Below are 25363 nucleotides of genomic sequence, written 5' to 3' on the forward strand. Positions count from 1 at the left end.
CACGCGACGACATCGGCACTTGCGATATGACACAGGACGACAGCCCAACGGCAGCGTGCGGCCTATAACACAACTGATTGATCCGTGCCGATGGATAACCACATGCAAGTATTATGGGACGATGGCGAGCGAATTTTCTGTCGCGAATCACGACTGGGCGTAGAGGGCGATCGCAACGTCCTGATAGCGCGGCCTGCCGCCGAACAACCGCCTCCCGGCTGTATTGACCGTCTGGCTCATGAGTTTAGTCTCAAGGATGAACTGAACAGTAGCTGGTCGGTGCGGCCTCTGGAAATGGTGCGCGACGGCACCCGAATGCAGTTGGTGCTCGAGGATCCAGGGGGCGAACCGCTTGTGCAGTTGCTCAACGTCCCCATGGACACGGCAATCTTTTTACCCCTCGCCGTGAGCATCGCCTCGGCGCTGGGCAAGCTCCACCAGTGCGGCCTCGTCCATAAGGACATCAAGCCCAGCCATATCCTGGTGAACTGCACCGACGGGCAAGCCCGGCTTACCGGCTTTGGTCTTGCCTCGCGGCTGCCGCGGGAGCGGCAGGCGCCCGAGACCCTGGCCGGTACGCTCGCCTATATGGCACCGGAGCAGACCGGCAGGATGAATCGCTCGATCGATTCGCGCTGTGATCTCTATTCTTTCGGCGTCACGCTGTACCAGATGTTGACCGCCTCGTTGCCGTTCACGGCAGCCGATCCGATGGAGTGGGTACACTGCCATATCGCCAAAAAGCCCTTGTCACCCCGCGAACGGGTCGCCTCTGTTCCCCAAATGCTTTCTCGGATCGTCATGAAGCTGCTCGCCAAGACCGCCGAGGAACGTTACCAGACGGCCGCCAGTGTCGAGCATGATCTGCGACGGTGCCTGGCAGACTGGCAGCAGTTGTGCCAGATCAATGTCTTCGTCCTGGGCGAGCAGGGGGCATCCGAGCGGCTGCTGATTCCGGAAAAGCTCTACGGGCGTGAGCGTGAGGTCGCTACCCTGGTTGCGGCGTTCTCCCGGGTCGTTGAAAGCAGTGCACCGGAGCTGGTGCTGGTCACGGGTTACTCCGGTATTGGCAAGTCCTCGGTGGTCAATGAGCTGCACAAGGTGCTGGTGCCGCCACGAGGGCTTTTTGCCAGTGGCAAGTTCGATCAGTATCGGCGTGACGTTCCCTATTCAACGCTGGTGCAGGCTTTTCAGAGCCTGGTGCGCACGCTGTTGGGCAAGAACGACACGGAACTGGCGAGCTGGCGTGACGCTTTGCTGCAAGCGCTGGGTGCCAATGCGCGGCTGATGACCGATCTCATTCCCGAGCTCAAGCTGATCATCGGTGAGCCACCGCCGGTGCCGCCGCTTGATCCTCAACAGGAGCAACGCCGTTTTCTTCTGGTGTTCCGGCATTTTATTGGTGTATTTGCCCGCCAGGAGCATCCGCTGGCGCTGTTTCTCGACGATCTGCAATGGCTCGACGCTGCCACGCTCGACCTGCTGGCGGATCTGTTGACCAGTTCGGACGTGCGGCATTTGATGCTGGTAGGGGCATACCGCAGCAACGAGGTGGACGCCTCGCATCCGTTGACTGCCAAACTCGAGGCCATTCGCCGCGCAGGTGGCAAGATCGGTGAGATCTCGCTGGCGCCGCTGGGCAAAGTGCATGTCGAGCAACTGATCGGCGATGCGCTTCATGACGAACCTGAACGCATCGAGCCCTTGGCGCAGTTGGTTCTGGATAAAACCGCCGGCAACCCGTTCTTTGTGATCCAGTTTCTGCAAGCATTGGCCGATGAGCAACTGCTGACTTTCGATCATGAAACTCGGCAGTGGTGGTGGGACCCCGATCGTATTCATGCCAAGGGCTACACGGACAACATTGTGGACTTGATGGTTGGCAAACTGGTTCGCTTGCCGAGCGAAACGCAAGATGCGTTGCAGCAGCTTGCCTGCCTGGGCAGCGTCGCCGGGTTCAAGGCGCTGTCCACCGCTCTGGGCGTGCCCAAGGCTCAGGTCCGCGCGCTTTTTTGGGAGGCGACTCGCCAGGAACTGGTCGAGCGGCGCGACGGTGGTTATGGGTTTGTTCACGATCGTATTCACGAGGCCGCTTACACACTGATCCCCGCCGACTTGCGCGCCGCTGCTCACTTGCGTATCGGTCGGCTGCTGGTGGCGCAAACGTCCGCTCAGGAGCGCGAGGAAGCGATTTTCGAGATCGTCGGCCAGCTTAATCGCGGCGCTGCGTTGCTCACTGACCAGGACGAGCGAGAGCAACTGGCGGCGTTCAACCTGATGGCCGGTCAACGGGCCAAGGCGTCGACAGCCTTTGCTTCAGCGCTCAACTACCTCACCGCCGGGGCGCAGATGCTGGGCGACGATGCCTGGGGGGCTCACCATGAGTTGATCTTCGCCCTGGAACTCAACAGGGCCGAGTGCGAGTTTCTCTCCGGGCAACTGAGTGTCGCGGACGAGCGCCTGAGTGCGCTGGCCAAGCGTGCTGTGACGGTGATCGAACGCGCCAGCGTCGCTTGTCTGCTAATGGACGTCTACCTGCTTCTGGATCGCAGTGACGGTGCGGTCGCTGTCTGTCTCGACTACCTGCGACATGTGGGGATCGTATGGTCGGCCCATCCGAGCGACGATGACGTGCGCCACGAGTATGATCGAATCGGGACTTTGCTGGGAGAACGGACCATTGAGGAGCTTATCGATTTGCCTCTGATGGAAGACGCGACCGCCCTGGCGACCCTCGACGCGCTGGGCAAGCTCTTCGCGCCAGCCTTGCAGAGCGAAGCGAACCTGGCGGACCTGTTGATCTGCAAGGCGGTCAACCTGAGTCTTGAGCATGGCAACTGCGATGCGTCCTGTGTGCTCTATGCCAATTTGTTCAGGGTCGCTGGTAGACGTTTCGGGGATTACCAAGTGGGTTTGCGGTTTGGTCAGCTGGGCTGCGAACTCGTCGAAAAGCGCGGTCTGACGCGATTCGAGGCCAGCACGTACTTGTGCTTTTCCTGCTTTGCCGTGCGCTGGATGAAGCCTGTGGAGCAGTGCCGAGACCTGTTGCGCCGCTCGTTTGTGGCGGCGAACCGGATCGGTGATCTGCCCTATGGCGCCTACGCGGGCAACAACCTCACCGCTGATCTGCTCTTCGCCGGTGAGCCGCTGGCCGGTGTACAGGACGAGGCCGAACGCGGCCTGGCCTATGCCAGGAAGGTGCGCTTCGGGCTGGTGACCGATTTCATCCTCACGCAATTGGCGTTGATCCGGATGCTGCGAGGGTTGACCCGCGGCTTCGGCCGCCTGGATGGCGGCCCGTCAAACGAAATCGACACCGAAGCCCACTTGTCCAGCAACCCGGATCTGGTATTGGCTGAGTGTCTGTACTGGGTCCGAAAACTGCAGGCCCGCTATCTGGCCGACGATCCTGTATCGGCCCTTGAGGCGGCCACCAAAGCGCAGCGTTTGCTCTGGGTTTGCCAGGCGTTCTTTGAGGAAGCCGAATATCATTTCTATGGCGCCCTGGCGCGGGCCGCCTGCTGTGACAGCGCCCCAATGGATGAGCAGAGGCAGTATCTGGTCGCGATGGCCGCCGATCACCGCCAGCTCCAGACCTGGGCGCAGCAGTGCCCGGAGAACTTCGCGAGTCGCGCCGCGCTGGTCGGCGCCGAAATTGCCCGGGTCGAAGGGCGCGTGATCGACGCCGAGCTACTCTACGAGCAAGCCATCGACGCCGCGCAGCAGAGCGGTTTCGTGCATATCGAGGCGCTGGCCAATGAACTGGCGTCGCGCTTCTACGCGGCGCGCGGCTTTGCCAAGGTCGCTCGCGTCTATCTGCAGGACGCCCGTTACGGTTACCTGCGCTGGGGGGCCGAGGGCAAGGTGCGACATCTGGAGAGCAAGTACCCGTCGTTGAGCACTGAAGAACCTGCGCTTGGGCCGACGACGATGACGACTCTCGTCGACCACCTTGATCTGGCCACGGTTCTCAAGGTCTCCCAAGCCGTGTCGGGAGAAATCGTCCTGGAGAAGCTGATCGACAGGATCATGTTCACGGCGATTGAACAGGCTGGTGCCGAGCGTGGGCTGTTGATTCTCCCGGACGGCGGTGAGTACCGGGTAGCGGCGCAGGTCACCACCGGCGGCGACACCACACAATTGCACGACGTTGCGGTGAGCGCGACGCTGTTGCCAGAGTCGATCCTTTATCACGTCCTGCGCACCCAAGAGACCGTTTTTCTTGATGATGCGCTGGTTGCCGGGACGTTTGCCGAAGATCCTTACATCCGTCAGCAACAAGCTCGTTCTATTCTCTGTCTGCCCTTGATGAATCAGGCTAAGCTCGTCGGCGCGCTCTACCTGGAAAACAACCTTGCCGCCCGCGTGTTCAGCCCGACCCGGATCGCCGTGTTGAAACTGGTGGCTTCCCGGGCGGCAATCTCGTTGGAAAATGCCCGGCTTTACCGCGAGGTCGCCGAACGCGAAGCGAAGATCCGGCGCCTAGTGGACGCCAACATCATCGGGATTCTGTTCTGGAATGCCGAGGGCGACATCATTGAGGCCAATGATGCGTTCCTGCGCATGGTGGGCTATGCGCGAGAGGACCTCACCTCGGGCCGTCTGCGCTGGAGAGACCTGACCGTACCGGAGTTTCTCGAACTCAGCGAGCGCTCGTTGGCCCAGGCGCTGCTGACCGGGCAAGCCAGTCCCTATGAGAAGGAATATTTCAGGAAGGATGGCAGCCGCGTGCCGGTCATCGTCGGGCTGGTGACGTTCGAAGCCAGCAGCAGGGAAGGGGTCGCCTTCGTGCTGGACCTGACCGAGCGCAAGCTGGCGGAGGAAAAAATCCGTGAGAGCGAGCGTCGCTATCGCGAGGTGCAAACCGAACTGGCCCACGCGAACCGCGTCGCGACTATGGGGCAGTTGGTTGCCTCGATCGCCCACGAAGTCAATCAGCCGATCGCTGCGGCCATTCTCAACGCTGATGCCGCGCTGCGCTGGTTGAACGCCCAACCACCGGAGATCGAGGAGGTCCGGCAGGTCCTTGGTCGCCTGATCGTCGATGCCAATCGAGCGGCGGATGTGCTTGGCCGCATTCGCGGGCATATCCGCAAGGCGCCGCCGCAGAAGGGGTTGGTGGATATTAACGCTGCGATCAGCGAGATGATCGAATTTACCCGCAGTCAGATCATCAAGAGCGGTGCTTCAATACAGACGCAATTGATGGACGGTATGCCTTTCATCGAAGGCGACCGTGTCGAGCTGCAGCAGGTGTTGCTCAACCTGATCATGAATGCGTTGGAGGCGATGAGTGCTGTCGGCGAAGGTGAACGGCAGTTGCTGATCCGCGCGGCGCCGGGCGATGGTGGAAACGTGGTCGTGAGTGTGAGCGATTCAGGGCCAGGTTTCGCCTCGCAGAGTACCGATCTGGTTTTCACTTCGTTCTATACCACCAAGCCCACCGGTCTGGGGTTGGGATTGTCAATCTGTCGTTCGATCATCGAGGCCCACGGCGGTTGCCTGCGGGCGCACGCAAACCAGCCTCGGGGCGCCACTGTGCAATTCACGCTGCCCATCGCTCAGCAATGAAGGCCATACCCAGCTTTGTCAGCGCCAACATTGGGCTGACAACGGCCTGCCTAACAGGTTATTCATACTTAGGTTTAAAGACCGTATATAAAGAGGTCACTTAAACCAATCGCATGTACAAATGAAGCGCCGCCAGCCCCGCGATAGAGTACCGGTCAAGGGTTGCGGAGTATTCAACATGAATCATTTAACGCTCAACACCGTTGATAAGTTGTCCTCGCTACGCTCGTTAGTACTGATTGGCATGGCACTGTTAACGACGAGCGTTTTCTACCGCTTGAGTGTGCCGCTGCCGGAACGTCATCTGTGTTCCGCAGCCCGTTACGGCAGCAATCTGCCTGGGCGCATGGTGGATGTCCCGTTGAAGCTGGTCGATATCGAGAGGTCCGCAGACAGCATACCCGTCGGTGCGCATTTGATCAGTCCGCGCCGATTCTATATCCACCATGGAATTTATCTGGGCGGCGGAGAGGTGGCTCATTACTCGGGTTTCAGCAGCTCGTTTAGATCGGGTCCTATCGAAGTGACTGATCTGGAACACTTCGCTCTGGGCAAGCCGGTCTGGCGGTTTCAAGAGCAATGCAACTATTCCAGCCGTGAGATCGTTGATCGGGCGCGTTCAAGACTCGGTGAAAACCGCTATCGGGTGTTCTCCAATAACTGCGAACACTTTTGCAGTTGGTGCATCAGTGGAGAAAGTTACAGCGCCCAAGTCAGTGCTTACTTGCGTCGACCCCGAGATGTATTGGCGTTGATTGATGCATTGGAACCACACTTTATTGCATAGTTTATTGCTCTCCGAGCGCACCCGCCGGGGCGAACTCTGCAAGCAAAAACGCTGTGCTACACTTTTTTCGTCCCCTCCCAAGAGGATCGTGCATGAATGGCAATCCCTCGTCAGATGAGCCGGGCAGCCAGGGTTCTGTTGTGTTTGTGGTGGATGACGATGCCTCCATGCGTGAGGCGTTAAGTAATCTTTTGCGCTCCGTCGGCATCCGTGTCGAGACGTTCGCCTCCACGACGGAGTTTCTGCGCCAACCCAGGACAGCGGGCCCCAGTTGCCTGGTGCTGGATGTCCGGCTCCAAGGCAGCAGTGGCCTGGATTTCCAGAGCCAGTTGGCCGCCTCCAACGCCAGTATCCCCATCATTTTCATTACCGGTCACGGTGACATCGAAATGTCGGTCAAGGCCATGAAGGCCGGCGCCGTGGATTTCCTGGCAAAACCCTTTCGCGAACAGGATCTGCTGGACGCTGTAACTGCCGCGCTTGAGGCCGACGTTCGGCGGCGCGAGATCGAACAGCAGTTTGCGGACCTGCACAGTCGCTATGCAACGTTGACCACCCGCGAAAAAGAGGTGATGGCCCTGGCCGCCAAGGGCCTGATGAACAAGCAGATTGCCGGGCAGATGAACCTCAGCGAAATCACCGTGAAAATCCACCGCGCCCATGCCATGAAAAAAATGCAAGCCAAGTCTTTCGCCGACCTCGTTCGGATGGCCGAGTCTTTGGGTACCGCGCAAGGTCGTTGACCTGCGCCAGCGCATCCCCCCCTTCGGTGCCGGTTCAAGATCGCACGCCGTCTGTCTTGAATGCCCCATCCTGTCCGTATTGAGGTGAAAACACCGGCCCCACGCTGGCACTAACCCGTGGTTACGTTGTCAGTACTTGGCGTCTGTAGCGGCGAGGATCGACCCAGATAGCTGCACGTCAGCGACATGACGCACTTTTTTTGACGCCTTCGGGCAAATAACTCGCGATGGATTGCGCCGGGACCGACTATTCCTTTGCGGGTTGATTCTCTATGCGCTTTCTACTCGATCCGCGTCATGACATTGATGCTGCCTTATTAAGTTACCGCCGGGTGTTCTGGTCGCTGGCGCTGTTCAGCGGCGTGATCAATCTGTTGGTGCTGGTGCCATCGCTGTACATGATGCAGGTGTACGACCGGGTCCTGACCAGCCGCAACGAAACCACCCTGTTCATGCTGACCTTGATCGCCCTGGCGCTGTTTCTGTTCAGTGCCCTGATCGAGTGGGTTCGCGGCGAGGTGATGATTCGCATGAGTGCGGGGCTGGACGACGCCTTGGGTGAGCGAATTTTCGACGCCGCCTTCGCCCGCAGCCTGCGCGAGCACAACGCCAACCCGGCCCAGGTGCTCACTGATTTGGCGACGTTGCGCCAGTTGATCACCGGCCAGGGTCTGATCGCTTTGCTGGACGCGCCGTGGTTGCCGATCTTCCTGCTGGTGGCGTTTATTTTTCACCCTTGGTTCGGGGTGTTGACCCTGGTGCTCGCCCTGGTGCTGATCGGCCTGGCGTTGTGGGGTGAGCTGGCGACTCGCGCCCGGTTGGGGGAAGCCAATCGCCTGGGGGTGCAGTCGTCTGTCTATGTCAACAGCACGCTCCACAATGCCGAGGTCATTCAGGCGCTGGGCATGCTCGGGCCGTTGCGCCAGCGCTGGAGCCTGCTGCAACAACGCATCATTGCCGCGCAGGCCCACGCCAGTGATCGTGGTGCCCGTATCACTTCTGCAACCCGTTTCGTGCGCATATCGGGACAGTCGCTGGCCCTGGGCCTGGGGGCGTTGCTGGTGCTCGAGGGGCAGATGTCGGCAGGCATGATGATCGCCATGTCGCTGCTGCTGGGCCGCGCCCTGGCACCGGTGGAAATTGCCATCGGCTCCTGGAAACAGTTCAACGCCGGGCGTCAGAGCTATCAGCGTCTGAGCCAGCTACTTACCCAGCACCCCCGCGAGCGCCTGCGCATGCCCTTGCCGCCGCCCACCGGCGCGGTGCGCCTGGAGCAACTGTATGTCGGCCCGCCCGGCGCCTCGCAACCGATTGTGCGCGGGATCAATTTCAGCCTGGCCAAGGGCGAAGTGCTTGCCGTAGTCGGTCCCAGCGCCAGTGGCAAGTCGACGCTGGCCAGGGCGCTGGTCGGGGTATGGCCGGCCATCGGCGGTTCGGTGCGCCTGGATGACGCCGAGATCAGCCAGTGGTCCCATGATGCCCTGGGCCCGTACCTGGGTTACTTGCCCCAGGACATCGAGCTGTTCGATGGCAGCGTTCGACAACATCGCCCGCTTCGGCGAGCAGGATGCCGACAAAATCATTGCCGCCGCTCGTCACGCCGGCATTCACGAGATGATCCTCAGATTCCCCAAAGGTTATGACACGCCACTGGGCCCCGGTGGGCTGGGTTTGTCTGGCGGGCAGAAGCAACGCCTGGGCCTGGCCCGGGCACTTTACGGGCGCCCGTCGCTGATTGTGCTCGACGAGCCCAACTCCAACCTCGATGAAGCAGGTGAGCTGGCGCTGGTACAAGCGATCAATGCGCTCAAGGCCGCCGGCAGTACCGTGGTGCTGATCACCCATCGACCCAATGTGCTGGCGGTGGTCGATCACATCCTGGTACTCAAGGACGGCGCCCAACAAGCCTTCGGCCCACGGGACCGGGTGCTCAAGGCATTGATGCCGGGGCCCAGGCCCGCTGCGGTGAGGGAGGCTGGCGAAGATGCGTGATCTGACCCCGGCTGCATCGGCGCACAGCGAGCAGCAGCTGAGCGTGCTCGACGCCAATAACCTGCCCAGCGCCAGTACCGATGCCAGCGGTGCTGCGCGGTATGGTGTGGGCTTCCTGGTCCTGACGCTGGGCGGCTTTTTGCTCTGGGCCTTCCTGGCACCCCTCGACCAGGGTGTCGTGGGCAGTGGCACCGTGGTGGTGGCGGGCGAGCGCAAGGCGGTGCAGTCGTTGGTCGGCGGGGTAGTGGACCAGCTGCTGGTCAGCGATGGTGATCGAGTCAGCCAGGGGCAGTTGCTGGTGCAGCTCAATACCGTGCAAGCGCAGTCGCAACTGGACGTGACCCTGGGCAAGTTGCTCAACGATCGCAGCATTGAAGCGCGGTTGATTGCCGAGCGTCTGGGCAGCGCCGAGATCCAATGGCCGGCTGAATTGCTGGCGCGCGCCGACGAGCCGCGGGTCAAGGCCGCCATGGCCTTGCAAAACCAGTTGTTTCTGACCCGCCGCGCGGAGCTGGGCAGCCGTTTGCAGATCATCGAACATGAGGTCGCGGCGCTGCAGCAGCAATTGCAGGGCTATGAAGGCGTCAAGCGTAACTACGACGCGCAGATGCGCTTTCAGCAACAGGAGCTCGAAGGCCTGCGCGAGCTGGCCCGTGAGGGTTATGTTCCGCGCAACAAACTCTTCGAGGCCGAGCGCAACGCCGCCCAACTGGCCGGCCAGATTGCCTCCGGCGTGGGCGATGTCGGGCGGACCCGCCAGGCCATCAACGAAAGCAGGCTCAAGGCGTTGCAAGTGCAGCAGGAGTTTCGTCGCGATGCTGAAACCCAGCTCAGCGAGGTCTCCGCCGAGGCGGCCGGTTATGCCGATCAGATGCGTGCCTTGCAATTTGAAGTCGACAACGGCGCTATCCGTGCGCCAGTGGCCGGGCAGGTCATGGACGTGAGCCTGCATACCGTTGGCGGCGTGGCCCAGGCCGGACAAACCCTGATGCAGGTGGTACCGCTGGATGCGCCAATGGCGATTACCGCGCGTTTCGAGCCGTTGATGGCCAACAAGTTGCGCCCGGGGTTGCCGGTGCATGTGCATTTCACCGCGCTGCAACGGGTGGATACGCCGACGGTAACCGGCACCGTAAGTACGGTGTCGGCCGACCAGTTGATCGATGAGCAGACGCACTTGCCGTACTTCTCCGCCAAGGTCGAGATTCCCGCCGACACGGTCGCCTCGTTGCAGGCCGCCGGGTTGTGGGTGCGTCCGGGCATGCTGGCCGATGTGACGGTGGTCACGGGGGAGCGCACCTTCATGAATTACCTGATGAAACCGTTGCGCGAACGCTTGCTGGCAGCCTTCAAAGAGGAATGAGCATGATCGACCGATGCCGTTACAGCGCTCGCGTGCTGCTGAGGCTGTGCTCCAGTTGGGCGATGCTCAATGTCGCCTGGGCCGCCGACGGTGGCCTGAGCCTGACCGCGGCGTACGATGCCTCCCGCCTCAACGACCCGACTTTGCAGTCAGCCACCCATGCTTATGATGCCTCGCGGCAGGAAGAAGCGATTGGCCGTGGCGGCCTCTATCCGCAAGTGTCGCTGACTTCGCGTTATGGCCGCGGTGGGCGGACTGATGGCGGTGACGACAGCGGCTACGTCAACAGCAACGATTACCAGGCCAACAACGTCACCCTGGCGGCGCAGCAAGCGCTCTACGACAAGGCGCGCTGGGCGGCGTATCAGGAAGGCAAGGCACGAGGGCAACTGGGCAGCCAGCTTTTCGACGTCGCCGGCCAGACGCTGTTCGACCGGGTTGCCAAGGGCTACTTCGACGTCGCCCGGGCGGAAAACGAGATCAAGTTAATCGCCCAGCAAAAAGCCGCCATCCACGGGTTGGTCATCCAGAGCAAAAAACTCTTCGAGGGTGGCCAGGGCGCGATCACCGATATCGATGAAGCCCAGGCGCGGCTTGATCTGGTCGAGGCCCAGGAGGCCGAAGCCGAGGCTCGTCGCGTGGCCGCGCTGCGGGCGTTGTCCGGTCGTGCCAATGTGCCCATCGATGACATTGCGCCGATGCGCGAGGAGCTTGCCGCCGGCAGCCCGATCCCACCCGAGCAGGATCTGCCGTACTGGACGGCGATTGCCCGCGAGGCCAGCCCCGAGCTGGCGGCCCGGCTGGCGGCGGTGAAAGTGGCCGAGGCCCAGGCCGACAGCCAGCGCGCCGGGCATTATCCGACCTTGGCACTGACCACTCAGTTGACTCGCCGGGAGACCCGCCAGTACCAGGAACTTGACCCGCGCCAGGACACCTATTACGTGGGGCTGCAGTTGGATATTCCGTTGTATCGCGGTGGGGCGGTGCGAGCGTCGGTGGCCAAGGCCCAGGCGCAACTGGCCGGTGCGCAGTCGGACTATGACGTGCAACGCCAGCAGTTGGCCGAGACGATCGAAACCGATTACCTGGGCGTGGTGGCCGGCTTCGCCAAAAGCAAGGCGATGCAGCGCGCAGTGGAGTCTAACCAGCGGGCACTGGCTTCGACGGAAAAAGGCTTCCAGGGCGGTGTGCGCTCCACGGTGGACATCCTTGATGCGCAACAACGGTTATTCCAGGCCCGTCGGGACCTGCTCAACACCAAGCTGGACATGCTGCAAAGCTATGTGAGCCTGCATACCCACACCGGCCAGATGAACCGCGCAGTCCTGGAGCAGGTGCAAAGCCTGTTTTGAGGCGCGTAGGGGCTCCAGCACTCAACGTTGCAACGCACTCCTGCGGCGAGGGAGCAAGTGCCCTGGCCACAGACAGCGGTTATCTGGGCAGCGGCGAGGGGCTGGCCGGGACCGGCGGTCTCTGGGGCTTGACCGAGGTGCCAAACGTATTACCCATGCGCACGCTGGTGGCCGCTGGGGTCGCCAGGCCGATGCTGTTCGGCGCGCGTTTGTTAACGGGCACATTCAAGGCCTCTTGCGTGCGTTGCGCGGCCGCCGCGGCCTGCGGATCATTGCCCATTTGCCGGCTCAGGCAGTTGTAGTCCGCGGTCCTGTAGCCACCGACGGTCACCTCGATACACGCCGGTACCTCCTCGCCATGGGCCCAAGGCTGGGCCATGAGCAGTCCGAGGCCCGCCATCATTTTCATCCACTGTTTCATTGTCGACCTCCTGGCCCGCCCAGAAGGCGGTTCGCTGTCAGAGCACGAGTTTAGTGGGGTCCGAGGGATTTGTATCAGTTGTCATACGACATTCATAAACAGCCCTCAGGATGACGGTTTTCAACGGATACGTCAGTCGTGCAGCAAGGCAGAGCCGGGGGCGGACGCAGGCGTGGATTGGCCAGGTCACCCTTGGGGGGGCTGATGGCGTTGTTGTGGTTGCTGGCCGCGCCGATCCAGGCGAACGGCCTGGTGGAGCTGGACATCGCCCCGCAGGAACTGACCACGGCGCTGGAGCAATTCAGTCGAGCGACGGGTATGGCGGTGCTGGTGGATCAGCAACTATCCAGCCAGCGCCATACGCTGGGCGTCCAGGGACTGTTCACCGCTTCTCAAGGGCTCAATGTGTTGCTTCGCGGCACCGGGCTCGCGGCGCATTACGCCCGAGCGGATGCGTTCACGTTGCAACCGGTGCGGGTTCACGAGGTGCCGCTGCCTTCCGGCGCGGCCCCGGGCTTGAGCGACAGCAACTATGCGGCGGCGATCCAAACGGTCATCCAGCGCAACTTGTGCCGTTCACCACTCACCCGCCCGGGAAGTTTTCGGGCGGTGCTGCAAGTGTGGATCGGCCGGGACGGCGTGGTTCAGCATAGCCGCCTGGTCAGTTCCACGGGCGATCCGATGCGTGACAAGGCCTTGGTCAACAGTTTGCAAAACCTCAGGATCGACCGCCCGGCGCCCAGTTCATTGCGCCAACCGGTAACCCTGCTTTTATTACCCGACTCATCAGGAACAAGCATGGAGTGCACAGCAGGGGAAGGGGTTTTGGGGCGATGAAACACTCTGGTCGCAGCCCGTTGGTCAAGTTGTTCCTCACCTCTTATGAGGATTTCAAGGTGCGCCTGCGCAAGCGCCTGGGCTCCGAGGAACTGGCCAACGATGTGCTGCATGAAACCTACTTGCGGGTCGATCGCATGGTCGAGACGCCGGACATCGCCCAGCCCAGTGCCTATCTCTATCGCATGGCGCTGAACATTGCCGCCGACCGTCGGCAGGCCGATGCTCGCCTGCTCACCGGCAGCGAAATCGAGGACTTGCTGCAGATTTCCGATGAAGCGCTGGATCCGGCCCGGGTGGTGGGGGGGCAGAAGGAGTTGCAGACCTTGCTCAAGGCCCTGTATGAGCTGCCGGCGCGGCGTCGCAGGATTTTCATTGCCGCGCGTCTGGAGGAAGCGCCGCACCTGGAAATATCCCAACGTTTCGGCATTTCCACGCGCATGGTAGAGAAGGAAATCAAGGCCGCGCTGGGGCATTGCGCCCTGCGCCTGGAAAGAAAAGTGATTCAGCGGTTCGGTCCCGGCGCGGGAAAACAGTCTTGAGAGTAGAGACCAGACCAATTCGTGAGTATGTGTGCGCTTGAACATCTTCAGCATTGCTTCCCCTGATGCCACGCCTCAGGCCCGACTGGCCAGCGAGGCCCAAGACTGGTTGGTCCTGCTGACCTCGGGCCGCGCCACCGTGGCCGATGCCCGGGCCCTGCGCCATTGGTGCGGGCAAAGCCCCGAACACGCTCAGGCGTTCGAGCAAGCCAAGGCGCTGTGGCACGGGCTGCAACCGGCTGCCGAGGCGTTGCGGGCTCCGCGACATTTCGGGCGACGGGCGTTGCTCGGCGGCGCGATCGCGGCGTCGGCAGGTTTTCTGTTGATCCGCGCCACGGTGCCCGGTGGGGTTTCCGGACTCGCTGCCGACTACGTCACCGAGGTTGGCGAACAGCGCCGGGTGGAACTGGCCAAGGGTGTCAGTCTTGAGCTGAATACCCAAACCCGCCTCAGCCGCCGTCAGTTGGCCGATGGAGGGGAAGGATTGGAGTTGCTCGGTGGCGAAGTTGAAGTGCTGGGAAGCAGTGCTTCAACGGTCAGCGTCCAGGCCGGCGCCGGCTTGATCAGCGCCGCTCGGGCTCGATTCAATATCCGCTACATCGACCAGAGTGTCTGCGCGACCTGCCTGGAAGGTCTGGTGCAGGTCCAGGTGGGCGGCCAGAGTTTTCACCTGGAGTCGGGCATGCAACTGACCTACGACAGCGGCCGGGTGGGCACTCCAAAGAACGCAGATGTGTCGGCGGCCACTGCCTGGCGCGAGCAGGTGCTGGTGTTCAACGACGCGACCCTGGCCAGCGTCATCGACGAAATCAACCGCTATCGCCCCGGCATGTTGCTGTTACTCAATCGCGAATTGGGCCAGCGCAAGGTCCAGGCGCGGTTCCGTCTTGATCAACTGGCTGGCGTGGCGCTGTTGATCCGCGATGCCTATGGCGCCAAATGCACCGAGTTGCCGGGCGGGGTGGTGGTGCTGAGCTGATTCAGCGCTATTCGGATGAGCCTCATCGCGAGCAGGCTCGCGGCCACACTGGGTTTGCTCTCACTCCAGCGGCCCCAACACCTGTCGATACTTTTCCACGCCTTGTGGCGTCTGCCGTGTCAGGCTGATTTCGATGCCCAGCGGGTTTTCCTGGCGATTGCCGCTGAGCTTGCGCCAACCTTTTTCCCTGTCCCAGTAACGCAGTCCGGCGTTGCTGACTTCGCTGAGCACCGCCACGCCCGCGTCGGGTGCCGGCAATGGGTAGCGGCTGCGGGCCTGGCCTTGGGCTCGGTAAAGCGTGTCTCCCTCGAGCCACCAGCGCACCCTTTGCAGCGTGCCCTCTTGAGCGGCGGCCACCCGGATCACATCCAGGCGAAACCCCCGACCTTCTGTGCTGCGCACGGTGAGGGCGGGTGGCGCGGTCCAGGGCTGGTCATCGACTCCAGGGTTTGACGGTTCGCTCAACTCGATGCTGGCGCGTAATGCTACGTCGCGTTCCAGCTGATTCAACACTCGCAGCAAGGCTTCGGTCTGTTCGGTGCTGGCCTGCAAATGGCTGTCGGCCCGGGTGACGCTGTCCAGTCCGCGCCAGGCAATCAGGCTGACCACCGCCATCAGCAGAATCGCCACCATGACTTCAAGCAGGGTGAAGCCCGTCTCCCGGCCGTTCATTGAATCTGCACCCGGCCAGCGGCGCTGCGCTGGACGTTTATGCTGCTCTGGCCGTCCGACAAACGAATGTTCAGGGGCGCGCCGATCCACTCGGCGCTCAACACGACCCGCTGCCTAGGTTCCACATGAACCTCCATGGACGGGCTCTGCCACCGCCGCGGGTGCAGTTGTGGATCATCCTTGAAGCGATCCAGCCCTGGCCCTTGATCCTGCCGACGGCTGAAACCGAACCCCTTGGCATCCCAGCGCCAGCTAATCGGCCGGCCGTCGACGCGGGCTTCGGTTTGAGCGAGCTGTAGCAGTTGCGCCAGCCGCTCGGCGTCCTGGCGCAGCAACTTCAGCGGGTCGGGTTTGATGCTCAAACCTACCGCGGCACTGGCGATGCCGATGATCACCAGTACCACCATCAATTCGATCAGGGTGAAACCGCGTTGCTTGCCAAGGTTCATGCGCGCTCCTTTGCGTCGGTCTTCATCCTGCACGGTGAAGATGATAAGGATGTGAAATAAAACGGAGAGAATCGAGGCGTACGCTGGAGACTGGATAAAAAAAGGAGAACCAGACCATGGTGTTCATCGACCGAGTTTCCCCGGCGCAACTCCTCCAGGCACTCGGTCTGTTGGCGGCATTGGCCGGGGTGGCGACCTGGTCTTCGCTGCTACTGACATCGGCTGAATCCCGCACGCCGGATGTTGCCCCGCAACGATTGGCCGAGCGTTCCGATAATCCTGCACGGCAATGGTTCTCCAGCCAGCCGGCGCCGGTGGATATCAAGGTCAGCGGTGTGCTGGCCGGCGCTCGCGGGGCTGTGGCGATCCTCAGTCTCAACGACGGCCCACCTCGTAGTTTCCTGGCTGGAGAGCGGGTGGCTCATGGGGTGCGGCTGGTGTCGATCGAGGCGCAAGCGGTGGTGATCGAGCGGGGCAATCAGCAAACGCGGCTGGCCTTGGCCCGATTGCCGGATTCGGTGGCTTTACCCTCGCTCACCCGTCCTTGAGATCACGACGAGCCCTCTTGTCGAGGGAGCAAGCTCCCAAGAGGGACCGTGTCTAGCCGCTATTTTTCCCGGCTGACCAACGTCTCCAACCGCGCCAACGGCGGTGCTTCGTGGCTGCGATCCGACACGGTCAGTTCAACCCGCAACATGCGGCCATTTTCCGCCGGGCGCAGGTTCTGTTCGCAACGCAGTAGCAACCGTCCCTGATCGCATTCGATGACTTTTGAACCCTGCACAAAACGCCCCTCCAAGTGCAGTTGCGCCAGTTGGCTGCGGGCCGCCAGCAGTGCGATGGACTTGTCTCGCAGCAGCCCATTGCTTTGGGTCATCACCGCAGCCACGCGCACCGCCGCCGACATGGCCACGGCGATGATCGCCAGGGCGACCAGCACTTCGATCAGGGTGAAGCCGGCTTGTGGGGCGTAACGTGGCATCGCGCGAGCTCTATGGGCGAAGGCAGCCCCCGAGCTTAACCGCCATTGTTGACCGATTGACGACGTAAGCTCCTGAGCATTTTCAATATCACTGACATATTTTCTTGCAACACTGCGCCACGAATTGAATCCAGCGAAGGACCGTCGAGATGCAGATCGCCCGTTACAACGCCCGTCTCCAAGGCCCTCGTGGGCAGCAGGGTTTCACCCTGATCGAAATCATGGTTGTGGTGGTCATTCTTGGCATTCTGGCGGCGATGGTGGTGCCCAAGGTCCTCGACCGGCCGGACCAGGCTCGGGCGACGGCGGCAAAACAGGACATTGGCGGTTTGATGCAGGCGTTGAAACTCTATCGCCTGGACCACGGCAGTTACCCGAGCATGAACCAGGGGCTCAAGGTGCTGGTGGAACGGCCCGCTGATGCAAAAAACAGCACATGGCGTTCCTACCTGGAGCGCCTGCCCAACGATCCATGGGGCCGTCCCTACAACTACCTCAACCCGGGCGCCAATGGTGAAGTCGATATCTTTTCCCTGGGGGCCGACGGCCAGCCTGACGGCGATGGTGTAAATGCCGACATCGGCTCCTGGCAGTTATAAGGGCCGTGATGCGAACGGATTCGCCCTTCGCGGCGAAGCAGCGGGGCATGGCGGTCATCAGTGCCTTGCTGATCGCCGCCGTGGTGGCGGTCATCGCCGGGGGCATGCTCACCCGCCAAACCCTGTTTACCCGCAGCCTGGAGGCCGAGCAGTTGCGTATCCAGGGCACGGCGCGGTTGCAGGGCGGCCTGCAATTGAGCCGACAGTTGTTGTGGGATGCGCGGCAGCGCGACCCGCTCACGCGCTTCGGTCAGGCTTGGGCCAACCCTTTCGTGATGGCCGGTTCCAGCCTGGCTGACATCCCCTTCGAAGGGCGACTGGAAGATGAGCAAGGCAAATTCAACCTGCGCAATCTGGTCGCCAATGAACGTGTGGATCAGGAACAGGTGCGCACCTTCGAACGGTTGTGCGAGCAACTGGGTATCGCCGCGACGGTACGTGCGCGCATCGTCGCGCGGGTGATTGCCGCGTACCCACGGCTGTTGAACCCAGAGTTGGCGGACAAGGCCGCGGTGAGCAGTACGTTCGACAGCGGTCGCAGCACCTCGCCGGATGCTTCCGGTACGCCGTTGGCGCCGACACGCCCCATGCTGCGCACGTTGCAGGATTTGCGCAGCATCAAGGGTGTCACCCCGCAGGTGCTGGAAACGCTGGCGCCTTATGTGACGATTCTGCCGGCCAATACCTGGCTCAACGGCAACACCGCCAGCGCCCCGGTGCTGGCTGCTTACGTGCCGGGGTTATCGTTGCAGCGGGCCCAGGCGCTGATCGCTGAGCGAGACGGCGGCCACTGGTTTATCAACCGTGGGGATTTCGTCAATCGCCTGCGCATGCCTGAGCTGGAAATGGCCTCCGTCAAGGTCGGCATCACCAGCGACTGGTTCCGCCTGCGGGGGCAGGCGCGCAGTGGGCAGCGGCGGGTCGTGCTGGATGCTTTGCTGCAACGCAGCCAGGACCGGATGCCTCAGGTGATCTGGTCACGGGTGGGCGTATGACTCGCTTGCGCATAGCGTTGATGCCACTGGGCAGCTTGAGCCTCGACAGCCCGGTGGCATTCGCCTGGCTCGATCGCCAGGGCCAGGTCCGCGACCAGGGGCACAGCAACCTCCGGGACCTCGGCCAGGGTGCAAAGAAGCAGCGGGTCGAATGTTTTCTCCATCCGCGCGACAGCTTGCTCACCAGTCTGGAACTGCCGCAGTTGCCGGCAGCGAAAATCACCGCCGCGGTGAACTGCGCCGCCCAGGCGCTGATGCTCGGTGCCAGCGAGCGCATGCAGGTGGCTCACAGCGCGCGCGGTGCCGACGGGCAGGTGCACATTGCCTGGCTCGACCGAGAGTCACTCGATGCCCTGGGCCGGATGCTGCGCCAGGCCGGCCTGCACCTGCACGGGCTGTACCCGGCGGCCTACGCCCTGCCAGTGTTGTCCGGGCCGGTGGCCTGCGTCGACGACGGCCACCTGCTGGTGCGTTACAGCGTGCAGCACGCGGTGGTGCAGCCGCTGCTGGAAGAGGCGTTGGATGAATGGTTATTGGAGGCAGGGGCCGGGCTGCAGTGGGTGGGCGATTCGCCGCCGCAGGTTTCGATCAAAACCTTGCCCGCCCCCCAGCGCTGGACTGGTGCCGCGCCGGGCTGGGGCTTGCATGCTGGCCTGACGCATGGCCCGGCCGAGCGTGGCGGTTGGGGCAGGGCGGCGACGCTTTGCGCGGTGGCGCTGGCGGTGTGGGTGGTCGGCCTCAATCTCTACGCCACCCGTGAGGCCACCCAGGGCCAACGACTCAAGGCGCAGATGAGCCAGCGGGTAAAGCAGGCGTTTCCCGAACTGCCGGTGATTCTCAACCCCTTGCAACAAGCCCGACAGCAAATCGCCGCGCGCCAAAGCGGCACAGCGGCGGACCCGGCGCAACGCTTCGCCAGCCTGGTGCAACAGGCGGGCAGCGCCATGCCGTTCATGAGCGGCAACGTGCAGGAACTGGTGTTTGAAAACGGTGAGTTACGCCTGACGCTCGTGGCCGAGGCACAAAAAGCATCCGCCGCAGACGACTGGAAAATCCCCCTGACCGAGGCCGGCATCGACGTTGCGGCCAATGACCAGGGCTGGACCTTGCGTGCTGCTTTGCCCGGACAGGGCGCGCAGGACACCTCCGAACACCCCCCGGAAGCCGACGATGAATAAGCAATTCCCGGCACGGCTATGGGCGCAGTGGCAAACCCTGCGCGCGCGTGGCCGGACGTCCTGGCAGGGCCTGGCGGTGCGCGAGCAGCGCGCCGTGTCGCTGGCGGCGCTGGTACTCGGCGGGCTGCTGGTCTGGTTGCTGTTGATCCAGCCACCGCTCCAAACCCTTGCGTATTGGCAGGTCGAAACGCCGAAGTTGCGCGCGCAGACCCAGGCCCTCGAAGTGCTCTTGCGGGACGTCGGCGGCCCGGCGTCAGGCCAGCCTCTGGAAGCGGCTCTGCGCCAGGCCCTGGATGCCGGCGGCTTGAGCGAGCACTACCAGTTGCAGGCCGTGGACGCGGCTTGGCAACTCACTTTCAACGACGCGCCGGCCGATGAGGTGATGGGCTGGCTGTTGAGCAGTCCACGGCAATTTTCCTTGCAAGTGCTTGAAGCCCGTTTGCGGCGCACGGCCCCGGCCAACACCGACAACGCCGACAACATCGAAAACACTGAAAACACCGCCGGCACCCTGTCCGGAACCGTTCGCATGGATCAGGCGCAAGGCGCTAAGGAAGCTTCATGAAGGGGTCCCGATACCCGCGTCATTGGCGCAAGAGCGTGCCGTTTCTGTTGCTGGCATTGAGCGCCTGCAACAGCACACCGCCAACGTCGCAGCCACCGTTGCTGGTGGACAGTGAACTGGGCATTCCGCTGGGCAGTACTCAGCGCAGCGGCGATGCGCTGCTGGACCGTCAGCGGGCCCAGACCTTGCGTGAACAGAAACCGCCGGTGCGGCACTCGGTCGATCTCACCGCCCGTGCCCGCGAGCCCCGCAGCAGTACGCCTGCACGCAGCCCGCTGGGTGACCAACCGGTGACCCTGAACTTTGTCGAGGCCGACATTCAGGCGGTGGTGCGGGCCTTGTCCCGTTCCACCGGCCAACAGTTTCTGGTGGACCCGCGGGTCAAGGGCAACCTGACGCTGGTGTCCGAAGGTCAGGTGCCGGCGCACCAGGCCTATGACATGCTGCTGGCCGCGCTGCGCATGCAGGGCTTTAGCGTGGTGGACGTCGGTGGCGTGGCCCAGGTGGTGCCTGAGGCCGACGCCAAGTTGCTGGGCGGGCCGATCTACAGCGCCGACAGACCGGCCGGCAACGGCATGTTGACCCGCACCTTTCGCCTGCAATACGAAAACGCGGTGAACCTGATCCCGGTGTTACGCCCGATCGTGTCGCCGAACAACCCGATCAATGCCTACCCCGGCAACAACACCATCGTCATCACCGATTACGCCGAGAACCTGTCGCGGGTGGCGCAGCTCATCGAAGGCATCGATACCCCCAGCGCCATCGACACCGACGTGGTGCCGATACACAACGGCATCGCCGTGGACATCGCGCAGATGGTCTCCGAGTTGCTGGAAACCCAGGGCGGAGACCAGACCCAGAAGATCAACGTGATCGGCGACCCTCGCTCCAACGCCATCATCATTCGGGCCGGCAGCCCCGAGCGCACCGAGCTGGCGCGTAACCTGATCTACAAGCTCGACAACGCCCAGAACAACCCGAGCAACCTGCACGTGGTGTACCTGCGCAATGCCCAGGCCGGCAAACTGGCCCAATCCCTGCGCGGCTTGCTCACCGGGGAAAGCGAAGGCGAGGGCAGTGATAACTCGCGTTCGGTGCTCAGCAGCATGGGCGCCAGCACCAACGGCCAGAGCAGCGGCGATGGCGCCAGCACCAGCGGGACCACGGGCGGTAGCGCTTCGACCTCTGGCAATGGTTATGCCCAAGGCAGTAGCGGACAAAGCTCGGCTTCGCCGCAGGACGATCAGAGCACCGCCTTCAGTGCCGGCGGCGTGACCATCCAGGCCGACGCCACCACCAATACCCTGCTGATTTCCGCGCCGGACCCGTTGTACCGCAACCTGCGGGAAGTCATCGACCTGCTCGACCAGCGTCGCGCCCAAGTGGTGATCGAGAGCCTGATCGTCGAGGTCGGCGAGGACGATGCCAGCGAGTTCGGCGTGCAATGGCAGACCGGTAACCTGGGCGGCAGCGGCGTGATCGGCGGCGTCAACCTCGGTGGCACCGGGCTCAACCTCAACGGCAAGACCAGCATCGACGTGTTGCCCCAGGGCTTGAACCTGGGTCTGGTCAACGGCACGGTGGACATTCCCGGCATCGGCAAGATCCTCGACCTCAAGGTCCTGGCCCGGGCGTTGAAGAGCAAGGGCGGCACCAACGTGTTGTCGACGCCGAACCTGCTGACCCTGGACAACGAAGCGGCGAGCATTTTCGTCGGCCAGACCATTCCGTTTGTCAGCGGCAGTTACGTCACCGGCGGCGGAGGCACCAGCAACAACCCGTTCCAGACCGTGACCCGTGAAGAGGTGGGTCTGAAGCTCAACGTCCGCCCGCAGATTTCCGAAGGCGGGACGGTCAAGCTCGACATCTATCAAGAGGTCAGCAGCGTCGACAACCGCGCTTCGAGCGCCAGCGGGATTGTCACCAACAAGCGTGCCATCGACACCAGCATCCTGCTGGACGACGGGCAGATCATGGTCCTTGGCGGGTTGTTGCAGGACGGCTACAGCCAGAGCAACGACGCGGTGCCGTGGCTGTCGACCATCCCCGGTATTGGTGCGCTGTTTCGCAACGAGCGGCGGCAGATCACCAAGACCAACCTGATGGTGTTCCTGCGCCCCTACATCATCCGCGACACGGCGGCGGGGCGCGGCATCACCCTCAACCGCTACGACTTCATGCGCCGCGCCCAGGGCCTGCTGCAACCGGAGCGCAGCTGGGCGATGCCGGACATGCAAGCCCCGCAACTGCCGGCCTCGGCCAAGGCCATTCCGCAGGCCACGCCCGCCGGGCTGCAAACGCCCAGGGCGGTGATCAAGGCGGTTCCGGTTGAAGGAGGCACTCGCTGATGAACACCCAACCTATGGGAGTTCGCGGTATGCACAATACTGAGGCCACCCCAAGACACTGTGGGAGCGAGCTTGCTCGCGATGACGGCAGTTCGCTCAACATCATTGCAACTGACCCACCGCTATCGCGAGCAAGCTCGCTCCCACAGGGGACATGTGTGTTTCTTGGGTCTGAGGTGTCAGCATGAACACCCTCCCATACGCCTGGGCCAAGGCCCAGCGCCTGGTGCTGCGTGAGTCGGATGAAGGCGCGGTGTTGATGGTGTGTCCCTCCACGCCAGGCTGGTCCATCAGTGAAGTGCGCCGCCAGTTCGGCGAGGTGCGGCTGGAGCGGGTGCGTGACGAGGAACTCGACGGGTTGCTCAACACGGCCTACGCCGACACCGGCAGCGCCGCCGCCGTGGTGGGCGCGGCAGAGAATGAGGTGGACCTCGACCGACTGATGCAGGACATTCCCGAGATCACCGACCTGCTGGACACCCAGGACGGCGCGCCGGTGATCCGCATGATCAACGCCTTGCTGACCCAGGCCGCCCGGGATGAGGCCAGCGACATCCACATCGAGCCTTACGAAAGCCATTCGGTGGTGCGCTACCGGGTCGACGGCACCCTGCGTGACGTGGTTTCGCCACGCAAGGCCCTGCATGGCGCGCTGGTGTCGCGGATCAAGATCATGGCCCAGCTCGACATCGCCGAAAAACGCCTGCCCCAGGACGGCCGCATTGCCCTGCGCGTGGCCGGGCGCCCGATTGACATCCGGGTTTCGACGGTGCCCACCGGCCATGGCGAACGGGTGGTGATGCGCCTGCTGGATAAACAGGCCGGGCGCCTGCAACTGGAAACCCTGGGCATGGACCCGGACGTACTGGGCAAACTCGATCACCTGATCCGCCAGCCCCACGGCATCGTGCTGGTCACCGGCCCCACCGGCAGCGGCAAGACCACCAGCCTCTACGCCGCCCTGGCCCGGCTCGACGCCAGCGTACACAACATTCTCACGGTGGAAGATCCGGTGGAATACGACCTGCCGGGCATCAGCCAGATTCAGGTCAACGCCAAGATCGACATGACCTTCGCCCTGGCCCTGCGAGCGATTCTGCGCCAGGACCCGGACATCATCATGATCGGCGAAATCCGTGACCTGGAAACCGCACAAATTGCCGTACAAGCGTCCCTCACCGGTCACCTGGTGTTGGCGACGCTGCACACCAACGACTCTGTGTCGGCCATCAACCGCTTGATTGACATGGGCGTCGAGCCGTTCCTGCTGGCCTCGTCGATGCTCGGCGTACTCGCCCAGCGCCTGGTGCGCAGACTCTGCCCGCAGTGCAAACAAGCTGACCCGGCAACCCCCGGCACCTGGCGCCCGGTGGGCTGTCCGAGCTGTAACCAGACCGGTTACAGCGGTCGCACCGGCATCCATGAATTGTTCTGCATCGACGATGATATCCGCACGCTTATCCACCAGGGGGCAGGGGAGCAGGCGCTGCGTGCGGCCGCCCGCCAGGCCGGCATGTTCAGCATGCGCGAGGACGGTGAACGCTGGGTGCGCAGTGGCGCCACCGCCCCTGAAGAAATCCTGCGCGTGACACGGGACGCCTGATGAATCGCTACCGTTTTGAGGCCGCCGACGCCACCGGCAAGATCGAGGTCGGGCACCTGGAAGCCGACAGCCAGAGTGGCGCCTTCAACCTGCTGCGCAGTCGCGGGCTGACGGCGTTGCAGGTGCAGGTCGAACGCAATACAACGCAAGCCCATGGCGGCGGCCTGTTCAGCGCCAAACTCTCGGACAACGACCTGGCCTGGGCCACCCGGCAACTGGCGAGCCTGCTGGGAGCCAGCCTGCCATTGGAGGCCGCGTTGAGCGCCACGGTGGAACAGGCTGAGCGCAGACACATCGCCCAGACCCTCAGCGCAGTGCGCGCCGATGTGCGCAGCGGCATGCGCCTGGCCGAAGCCCTGGCGGCGCGACCCCGGGACTTTCCGGACATCTACCGGGCACTGATCGCCGCCGGTGAAGAGTCCGGCGACCTCGCCCAGGTGATGGAGCGGCTGGCGGACTACATCGAGGAGCGCAACAACCTGCGGGGCAAGATCCTTACGGCGTTCATCTATCCGGGCGTGGTGGGGCTGGTGTCGATTGCCATCGTGATTTTCCTGCTCAGCTACGTGGTGCCCCAAGTGGTCAGCGCATTCTCCCAGGCCCGCCAGGACCTGCCTGGGTTGACCGTGGCGATGCTGACCGCCAGCGATTTCATCCGCGCCTGGGGCTGGTTGTGTTTTGGCATGCTGGCCGGTGGGTTCTGGGGTTGGCGGCTGTATTTGCGCAACCCGCAGGCGCGGTTGAACTGGCACAGTCGCATCCTGCGCCTGCCGCTGATCGGGCGTTTCGTGCTGGGCCTCAACACCGCGCGTTTTGCCTCGACCCTGGCGATTCTCGGCGGCGCCGGGGTGCCCTTGCTGCGAGCCCTGGAGGCGGCGCGCCAGACCCTGTCCAACGACCGCCTGAGCCTGAGCGTCAGCGATGCCACGGCCAAGGTCCGCGAAGGGGTCAACCTGGCGGCGGCGTTGCGGGTGGAAAAAGTCTTCCCGCCGGTGCTGATCCACCTGATTGCCAGCGGCGAAAAAACCGGCTGCCTGCCGCCAATGCTCGAACGCGCCGCACAAACCCTGTCCCGCGACATCGAACGCCGGGCCATGGGCATGACTGCGCTGTTGGAGCCGCTGATGATCGTGGTCATGGGCGGTGTGGTGCTGGTGATCGTCATGGCGGTGTTGTTGCCGATTATCGAGATCAATCAGTTGGTTCAATAAGCGCACGCAATCCGTGGTGAACATTGATTTTGTGGCGAGGGGATTTATCCCCGTTGGGCTGCGCAGCAGCCCCAATCAGATTGAATGCAACCAGCCTGACACACCGAGGTGTCTGGTTTGGGGCTGCTTCGCAGCCCAGCGGGGATAAATCCCCTCGCCACAACAGCAGGG

20 protein-coding genes and 1 pseudogene are annotated in these 25363 nt (G+C 62.9%); 17 read left to right on the forward strand and 4 right to left on the reverse strand.

Annotated features, from left to right (window positions below):
* The first annotated feature begins 102 nt into the window (after nucleotides 1-102).
* From PSH91_RS11375 to PSH91_RS11400, 6 genes and pseudogenes are all read left to right on the forward strand, one after another.
* On the forward strand, nucleotides 103-5571 hold the full coding sequence (locus PSH91_RS11375) for an AAA family ATPase (RefSeq protein ID WP_305468222.1): 5469 nt from the start codon (nucleotides 103-105) through the stop codon (nucleotides 5569-5571).
* 178 nt (nucleotides 5572-5749) lie between these two features.
* Nucleotides 5750-6358: a lecithin retinol acyltransferase family protein gene (locus PSH91_RS11380; protein WP_107321666.1), complete on the forward strand. Its 609-nt coding sequence runs from the start codon at nucleotides 5750-5752 to the stop codon at nucleotides 6356-6358.
* Nucleotides 6359-6450: 92 nt separating this feature from the next.
* Nucleotides 6451-7101, forward strand: coding sequence for a response regulator transcription factor (locus PSH91_RS11385; RefSeq protein ID WP_173407056.1), 651 nt, complete (start codon nucleotides 6451-6453; stop codon nucleotides 7099-7101).
* A 272-nt stretch (nucleotides 7102-7373) separates the two neighbouring features.
* Nucleotides 7374-9093 (forward strand): annotated as a pseudogene (locus PSH91_RS11390) (type I secretion system permease/ATPase).
* Nucleotides 9086-10456: an HlyD family type I secretion periplasmic adaptor subunit gene (locus PSH91_RS11395; protein ID WP_305468224.1), complete on the forward strand. Its 1371-nt coding sequence runs from the start codon at nucleotides 9086-9088 to the stop codon at nucleotides 10454-10456. Before PSH91_RS11390 ends, PSH91_RS11395 begins: the two are co-directional and overlap by 8 nt.
* Before the next feature lie 2 nt (nucleotides 10457-10458).
* Nucleotides 10459-11808 (forward strand): TolC family outer membrane protein, encoded by a 1350-nt coding sequence (locus PSH91_RS11400; RefSeq protein ID WP_047228925.1) that lies wholly within the window; start codon nucleotides 10459-10461, stop codon nucleotides 11806-11808.
* A 79-nt stretch (nucleotides 11809-11887) separates the two neighbouring features.
* Here the strand turns inward: PSH91_RS11400 and PSH91_RS11405 are convergent, their stop codons facing one another.
* Entirely contained in the window at nucleotides 11888-12229 is a 342-nt protein-coding gene (locus PSH91_RS11405) for a hypothetical protein (protein WP_047228926.1), read from the reverse strand.
* Nucleotides 12230-12433: 204 nt separating this feature from the next.
* On the opposite strand from PSH91_RS11405, the gene PSH91_RS11410 reads away from it, so the two are divergent.
* Genes PSH91_RS11410 through PSH91_RS11420 form a run of 3 tightly spaced genes read left to right on the forward strand, consistent with a single transcriptional unit; the run spans nucleotide 12434 to nucleotide 14587 of the window.
* Nucleotides 12434-13066 carry a TonB C-terminal domain-containing protein gene (locus tag PSH91_RS11410; protein WP_173407055.1) on the forward strand — a complete coding sequence of 211 codons (633 nt, stop codon included), beginning with the start codon at nucleotides 12434-12436 and terminating at the stop codon, nucleotides 13064-13066.
* Nucleotides 13063-13608, forward strand: a complete 546-nt coding sequence (locus PSH91_RS11415) for a sigma-70 family RNA polymerase sigma factor (protein WP_047228928.1) — start codon at nucleotides 13063-13065, stop codon at nucleotides 13606-13608. The genes PSH91_RS11410 and PSH91_RS11415 overlap by 4 nt, the downstream gene beginning before the upstream one ends.
* Before the next feature lie 37 nt (nucleotides 13609-13645).
* Complete coding sequence (locus PSH91_RS11420; protein WP_305468527.1) at nucleotides 13646-14587, forward strand: DUF4880 domain-containing protein; 942 nt, start codon at nucleotides 13646-13648, stop codon at nucleotides 14585-14587.
* 60 nt (nucleotides 14588-14647) lie between these two features.
* On the opposite strand, the gene PSH91_RS11425 is transcribed toward PSH91_RS11420, so the two are convergent.
* Both PSH91_RS11425 and gspH read right to left on the reverse strand, forming a co-directional pair.
* Entirely contained in the window at nucleotides 14648-15259 is a 612-nt protein-coding gene (locus tag PSH91_RS11425) for a type II secretion system protein GspJ (protein WP_274091084.1), read from the reverse strand.
* Nucleotides 15256-15708, reverse strand: coding sequence for a type II secretion system minor pseudopilin GspH (gspH, locus tag PSH91_RS11430; protein ID WP_047228930.1), 453 nt, complete (start codon nucleotides 15706-15708; stop codon nucleotides 15256-15258). Before gspH ends, PSH91_RS11425 begins: the two co-directional genes overlap by 4 nt.
* Nucleotides 15709-15824: 116 nt before the next feature.
* Between gspH and PSH91_RS11435 the strand changes: the two genes are divergently transcribed.
* On the forward strand, nucleotides 15825-16256 hold the full coding sequence (locus tag PSH91_RS11435; protein WP_076385246.1) for a type II secretion system protein N: 432 nt from the start codon (nucleotides 15825-15827) through the stop codon (nucleotides 16254-16256).
* A gap of 59 nt (nucleotides 16257-16315) precedes the next feature.
* Here PSH91_RS11435 and gspI read toward each other — a convergent pair whose 3' ends face one another.
* Nucleotides 16316-16690 (reverse strand): type II secretion system minor pseudopilin GspI, encoded by a 375-nt coding sequence (gene gspI, locus PSH91_RS11440; protein WP_305468227.1) that lies wholly within the window; start codon nucleotides 16688-16690, stop codon nucleotides 16316-16318.
* Between the two features lie 149 nt (nucleotides 16691-16839).
* On the opposite strand from gspI, the gene gspG reads away from it, so the two are divergent.
* From gspG to gspF, 7 genes are all read left to right on the forward strand, one after another.
* Nucleotides 16840-17289, forward strand: a complete 450-nt coding sequence (gspG, locus tag PSH91_RS11445; RefSeq protein WP_076385242.1) for a type II secretion system major pseudopilin GspG — start codon at nucleotides 16840-16842, stop codon at nucleotides 17287-17289.
* 8 nt (nucleotides 17290-17297) lie between these two features.
* Nucleotides 17298-18284 carry a type II secretion system minor pseudopilin GspK gene (gene gspK / locus PSH91_RS11450; protein ID WP_076385240.1) on the forward strand — a complete coding sequence of 329 codons (987 nt, stop codon included), beginning with the start codon at nucleotides 17298-17300 and terminating at the stop codon, nucleotides 18282-18284.
* Entirely contained in the window at nucleotides 18281-19462 is a 1182-nt protein-coding gene (gene gspL, locus PSH91_RS11455; protein ID WP_047228935.1) for a type II secretion system protein GspL, read from the forward strand. The genes gspK and gspL overlap by 4 nt, the downstream gene beginning before the upstream one ends.
* Complete coding sequence (gspM, locus tag PSH91_RS11460) at nucleotides 19455-20027, forward strand: type II secretion system protein GspM (RefSeq protein ID WP_188251640.1); 573 nt, start codon at nucleotides 19455-19457, stop codon at nucleotides 20025-20027. The genes gspL and gspM overlap by 8 nt, the downstream gene beginning before the upstream one ends.
* Entirely contained in the window at nucleotides 20024-22378 is a 2355-nt protein-coding gene (gspD, locus tag PSH91_RS11465; protein WP_305468231.1) for a type II secretion system secretin GspD, read from the forward strand. Before gspM ends, gspD begins: the two co-directional genes overlap by 4 nt.
* Before the next feature lie 184 nt (nucleotides 22379-22562).
* Nucleotides 22563-23981, forward strand: a complete 1419-nt coding sequence (gene gspE, locus PSH91_RS11470) for a type II secretion system ATPase GspE (protein WP_047228938.1) — start codon at nucleotides 22563-22565, stop codon at nucleotides 23979-23981.
* A complete protein-coding gene (gene gspF, locus PSH91_RS11475) occupies nucleotides 23981-25192 on the forward strand; it encodes a type II secretion system inner membrane protein GspF (protein WP_305468233.1) in 1212 nt (403 codons plus the stop codon). Before gspE ends, gspF begins: the two co-directional genes overlap by 1 nt.
* The last annotated feature ends 171 nt before the right edge of the window (nucleotides 25193-25363 follow it).

Source organism: Pseudomonas sp. FP1154 (assembly GCF_030687245.1).
GTDB classification, from domain to species: domain Bacteria; phylum Pseudomonadota; class Gammaproteobacteria; order Pseudomonadales; family Pseudomonadaceae; genus Aquipseudomonas; species Aquipseudomonas rhizophila.

Coding starts and splice junctions, on each gene's coding strand:
- gspK (WP_076385240.1), top strand. CDS start 17,298: ATGCGAACGGATTCGCCCTTCGCGGCGAAGCAGCGGGGCATGGCGGTC.
- gspD (WP_305468231.1), top strand. CDS start 20,024: ATGAAGGGGTCCCGATACCCGCGTCATTGGCGCAAGAGCGTGCCGTTT.
- gspM (WP_188251640.1), top strand. CDS start 19,455: ATGAATAAGCAATTCCCGGCACGGCTATGGGCGCAGTGGCAAACCCTG.
- PSH91_RS11400 (WP_047228925.1), top strand. CDS start 10,459: ATGATCGACCGATGCCGTTACAGCGCTCGCGTGCTGCTGAGGCTGTGC.
- PSH91_RS11405 (WP_047228926.1), bottom strand. CDS start 12,229: ATGAAACAGTGGATGAAAATGATGGCGGGCCTCGGACTGCTCATGGCC.
- PSH91_RS11425 (WP_274091084.1), bottom strand. CDS start 15,259: ATGAACGGCCGGGAGACGGGCTTCACCCTGCTTGAAGTCATGGTGGCG.
- PSH91_RS11375 (WP_305468222.1), top strand. CDS start 103: ATGCAAGTATTATGGGACGATGGCGAGCGAATTTTCTGTCGCGAATCA.
- gspG (WP_076385242.1), top strand. CDS start 16,840: ATGCAGATCGCCCGTTACAACGCCCGTCTCCAAGGCCCTCGTGGGCAG.
- PSH91_RS11435 (WP_076385246.1), top strand. CDS start 15,825: ATGGTGTTCATCGACCGAGTTTCCCCGGCGCAACTCCTCCAGGCACTC.
- PSH91_RS11395 (WP_305468224.1), top strand. CDS start 9,086: ATGCGTGATCTGACCCCGGCTGCATCGGCGCACAGCGAGCAGCAGCTG.
- gspE (WP_047228938.1), top strand. CDS start 22,563: ATGAACACCCTCCCATACGCCTGGGCCAAGGCCCAGCGCCTGGTGCTG.
- gspH (WP_047228930.1), bottom strand. CDS start 15,708: ATGAACCTTGGCAAGCAACGCGGTTTCACCCTGATCGAATTGATGGTG.
- gspL (WP_047228935.1), top strand. CDS start 18,281: ATGACTCGCTTGCGCATAGCGTTGATGCCACTGGGCAGCTTGAGCCTC.
- gspI (WP_305468227.1), bottom strand. CDS start 16,690: ATGCCACGTTACGCCCCACAAGCCGGCTTCACCCTGATCGAAGTGCTG.
- gspF (WP_305468233.1), top strand. CDS start 23,981: ATGAATCGCTACCGTTTTGAGGCCGCCGACGCCACCGGCAAGATCGAG.
- PSH91_RS11385 (WP_173407056.1), top strand. CDS start 6,451: ATGAATGGCAATCCCTCGTCAGATGAGCCGGGCAGCCAGGGTTCTGTT.
- PSH91_RS11415 (WP_047228928.1), top strand. CDS start 13,063: ATGAAACACTCTGGTCGCAGCCCGTTGGTCAAGTTGTTCCTCACCTCT.
- PSH91_RS11380 (WP_107321666.1), top strand. CDS start 5,750: ATGAATCATTTAACGCTCAACACCGTTGATAAGTTGTCCTCGCTACGC.
- PSH91_RS11410 (WP_173407055.1), top strand. CDS start 12,434: ATGGCGTTGTTGTGGTTGCTGGCCGCGCCGATCCAGGCGAACGGCCTG.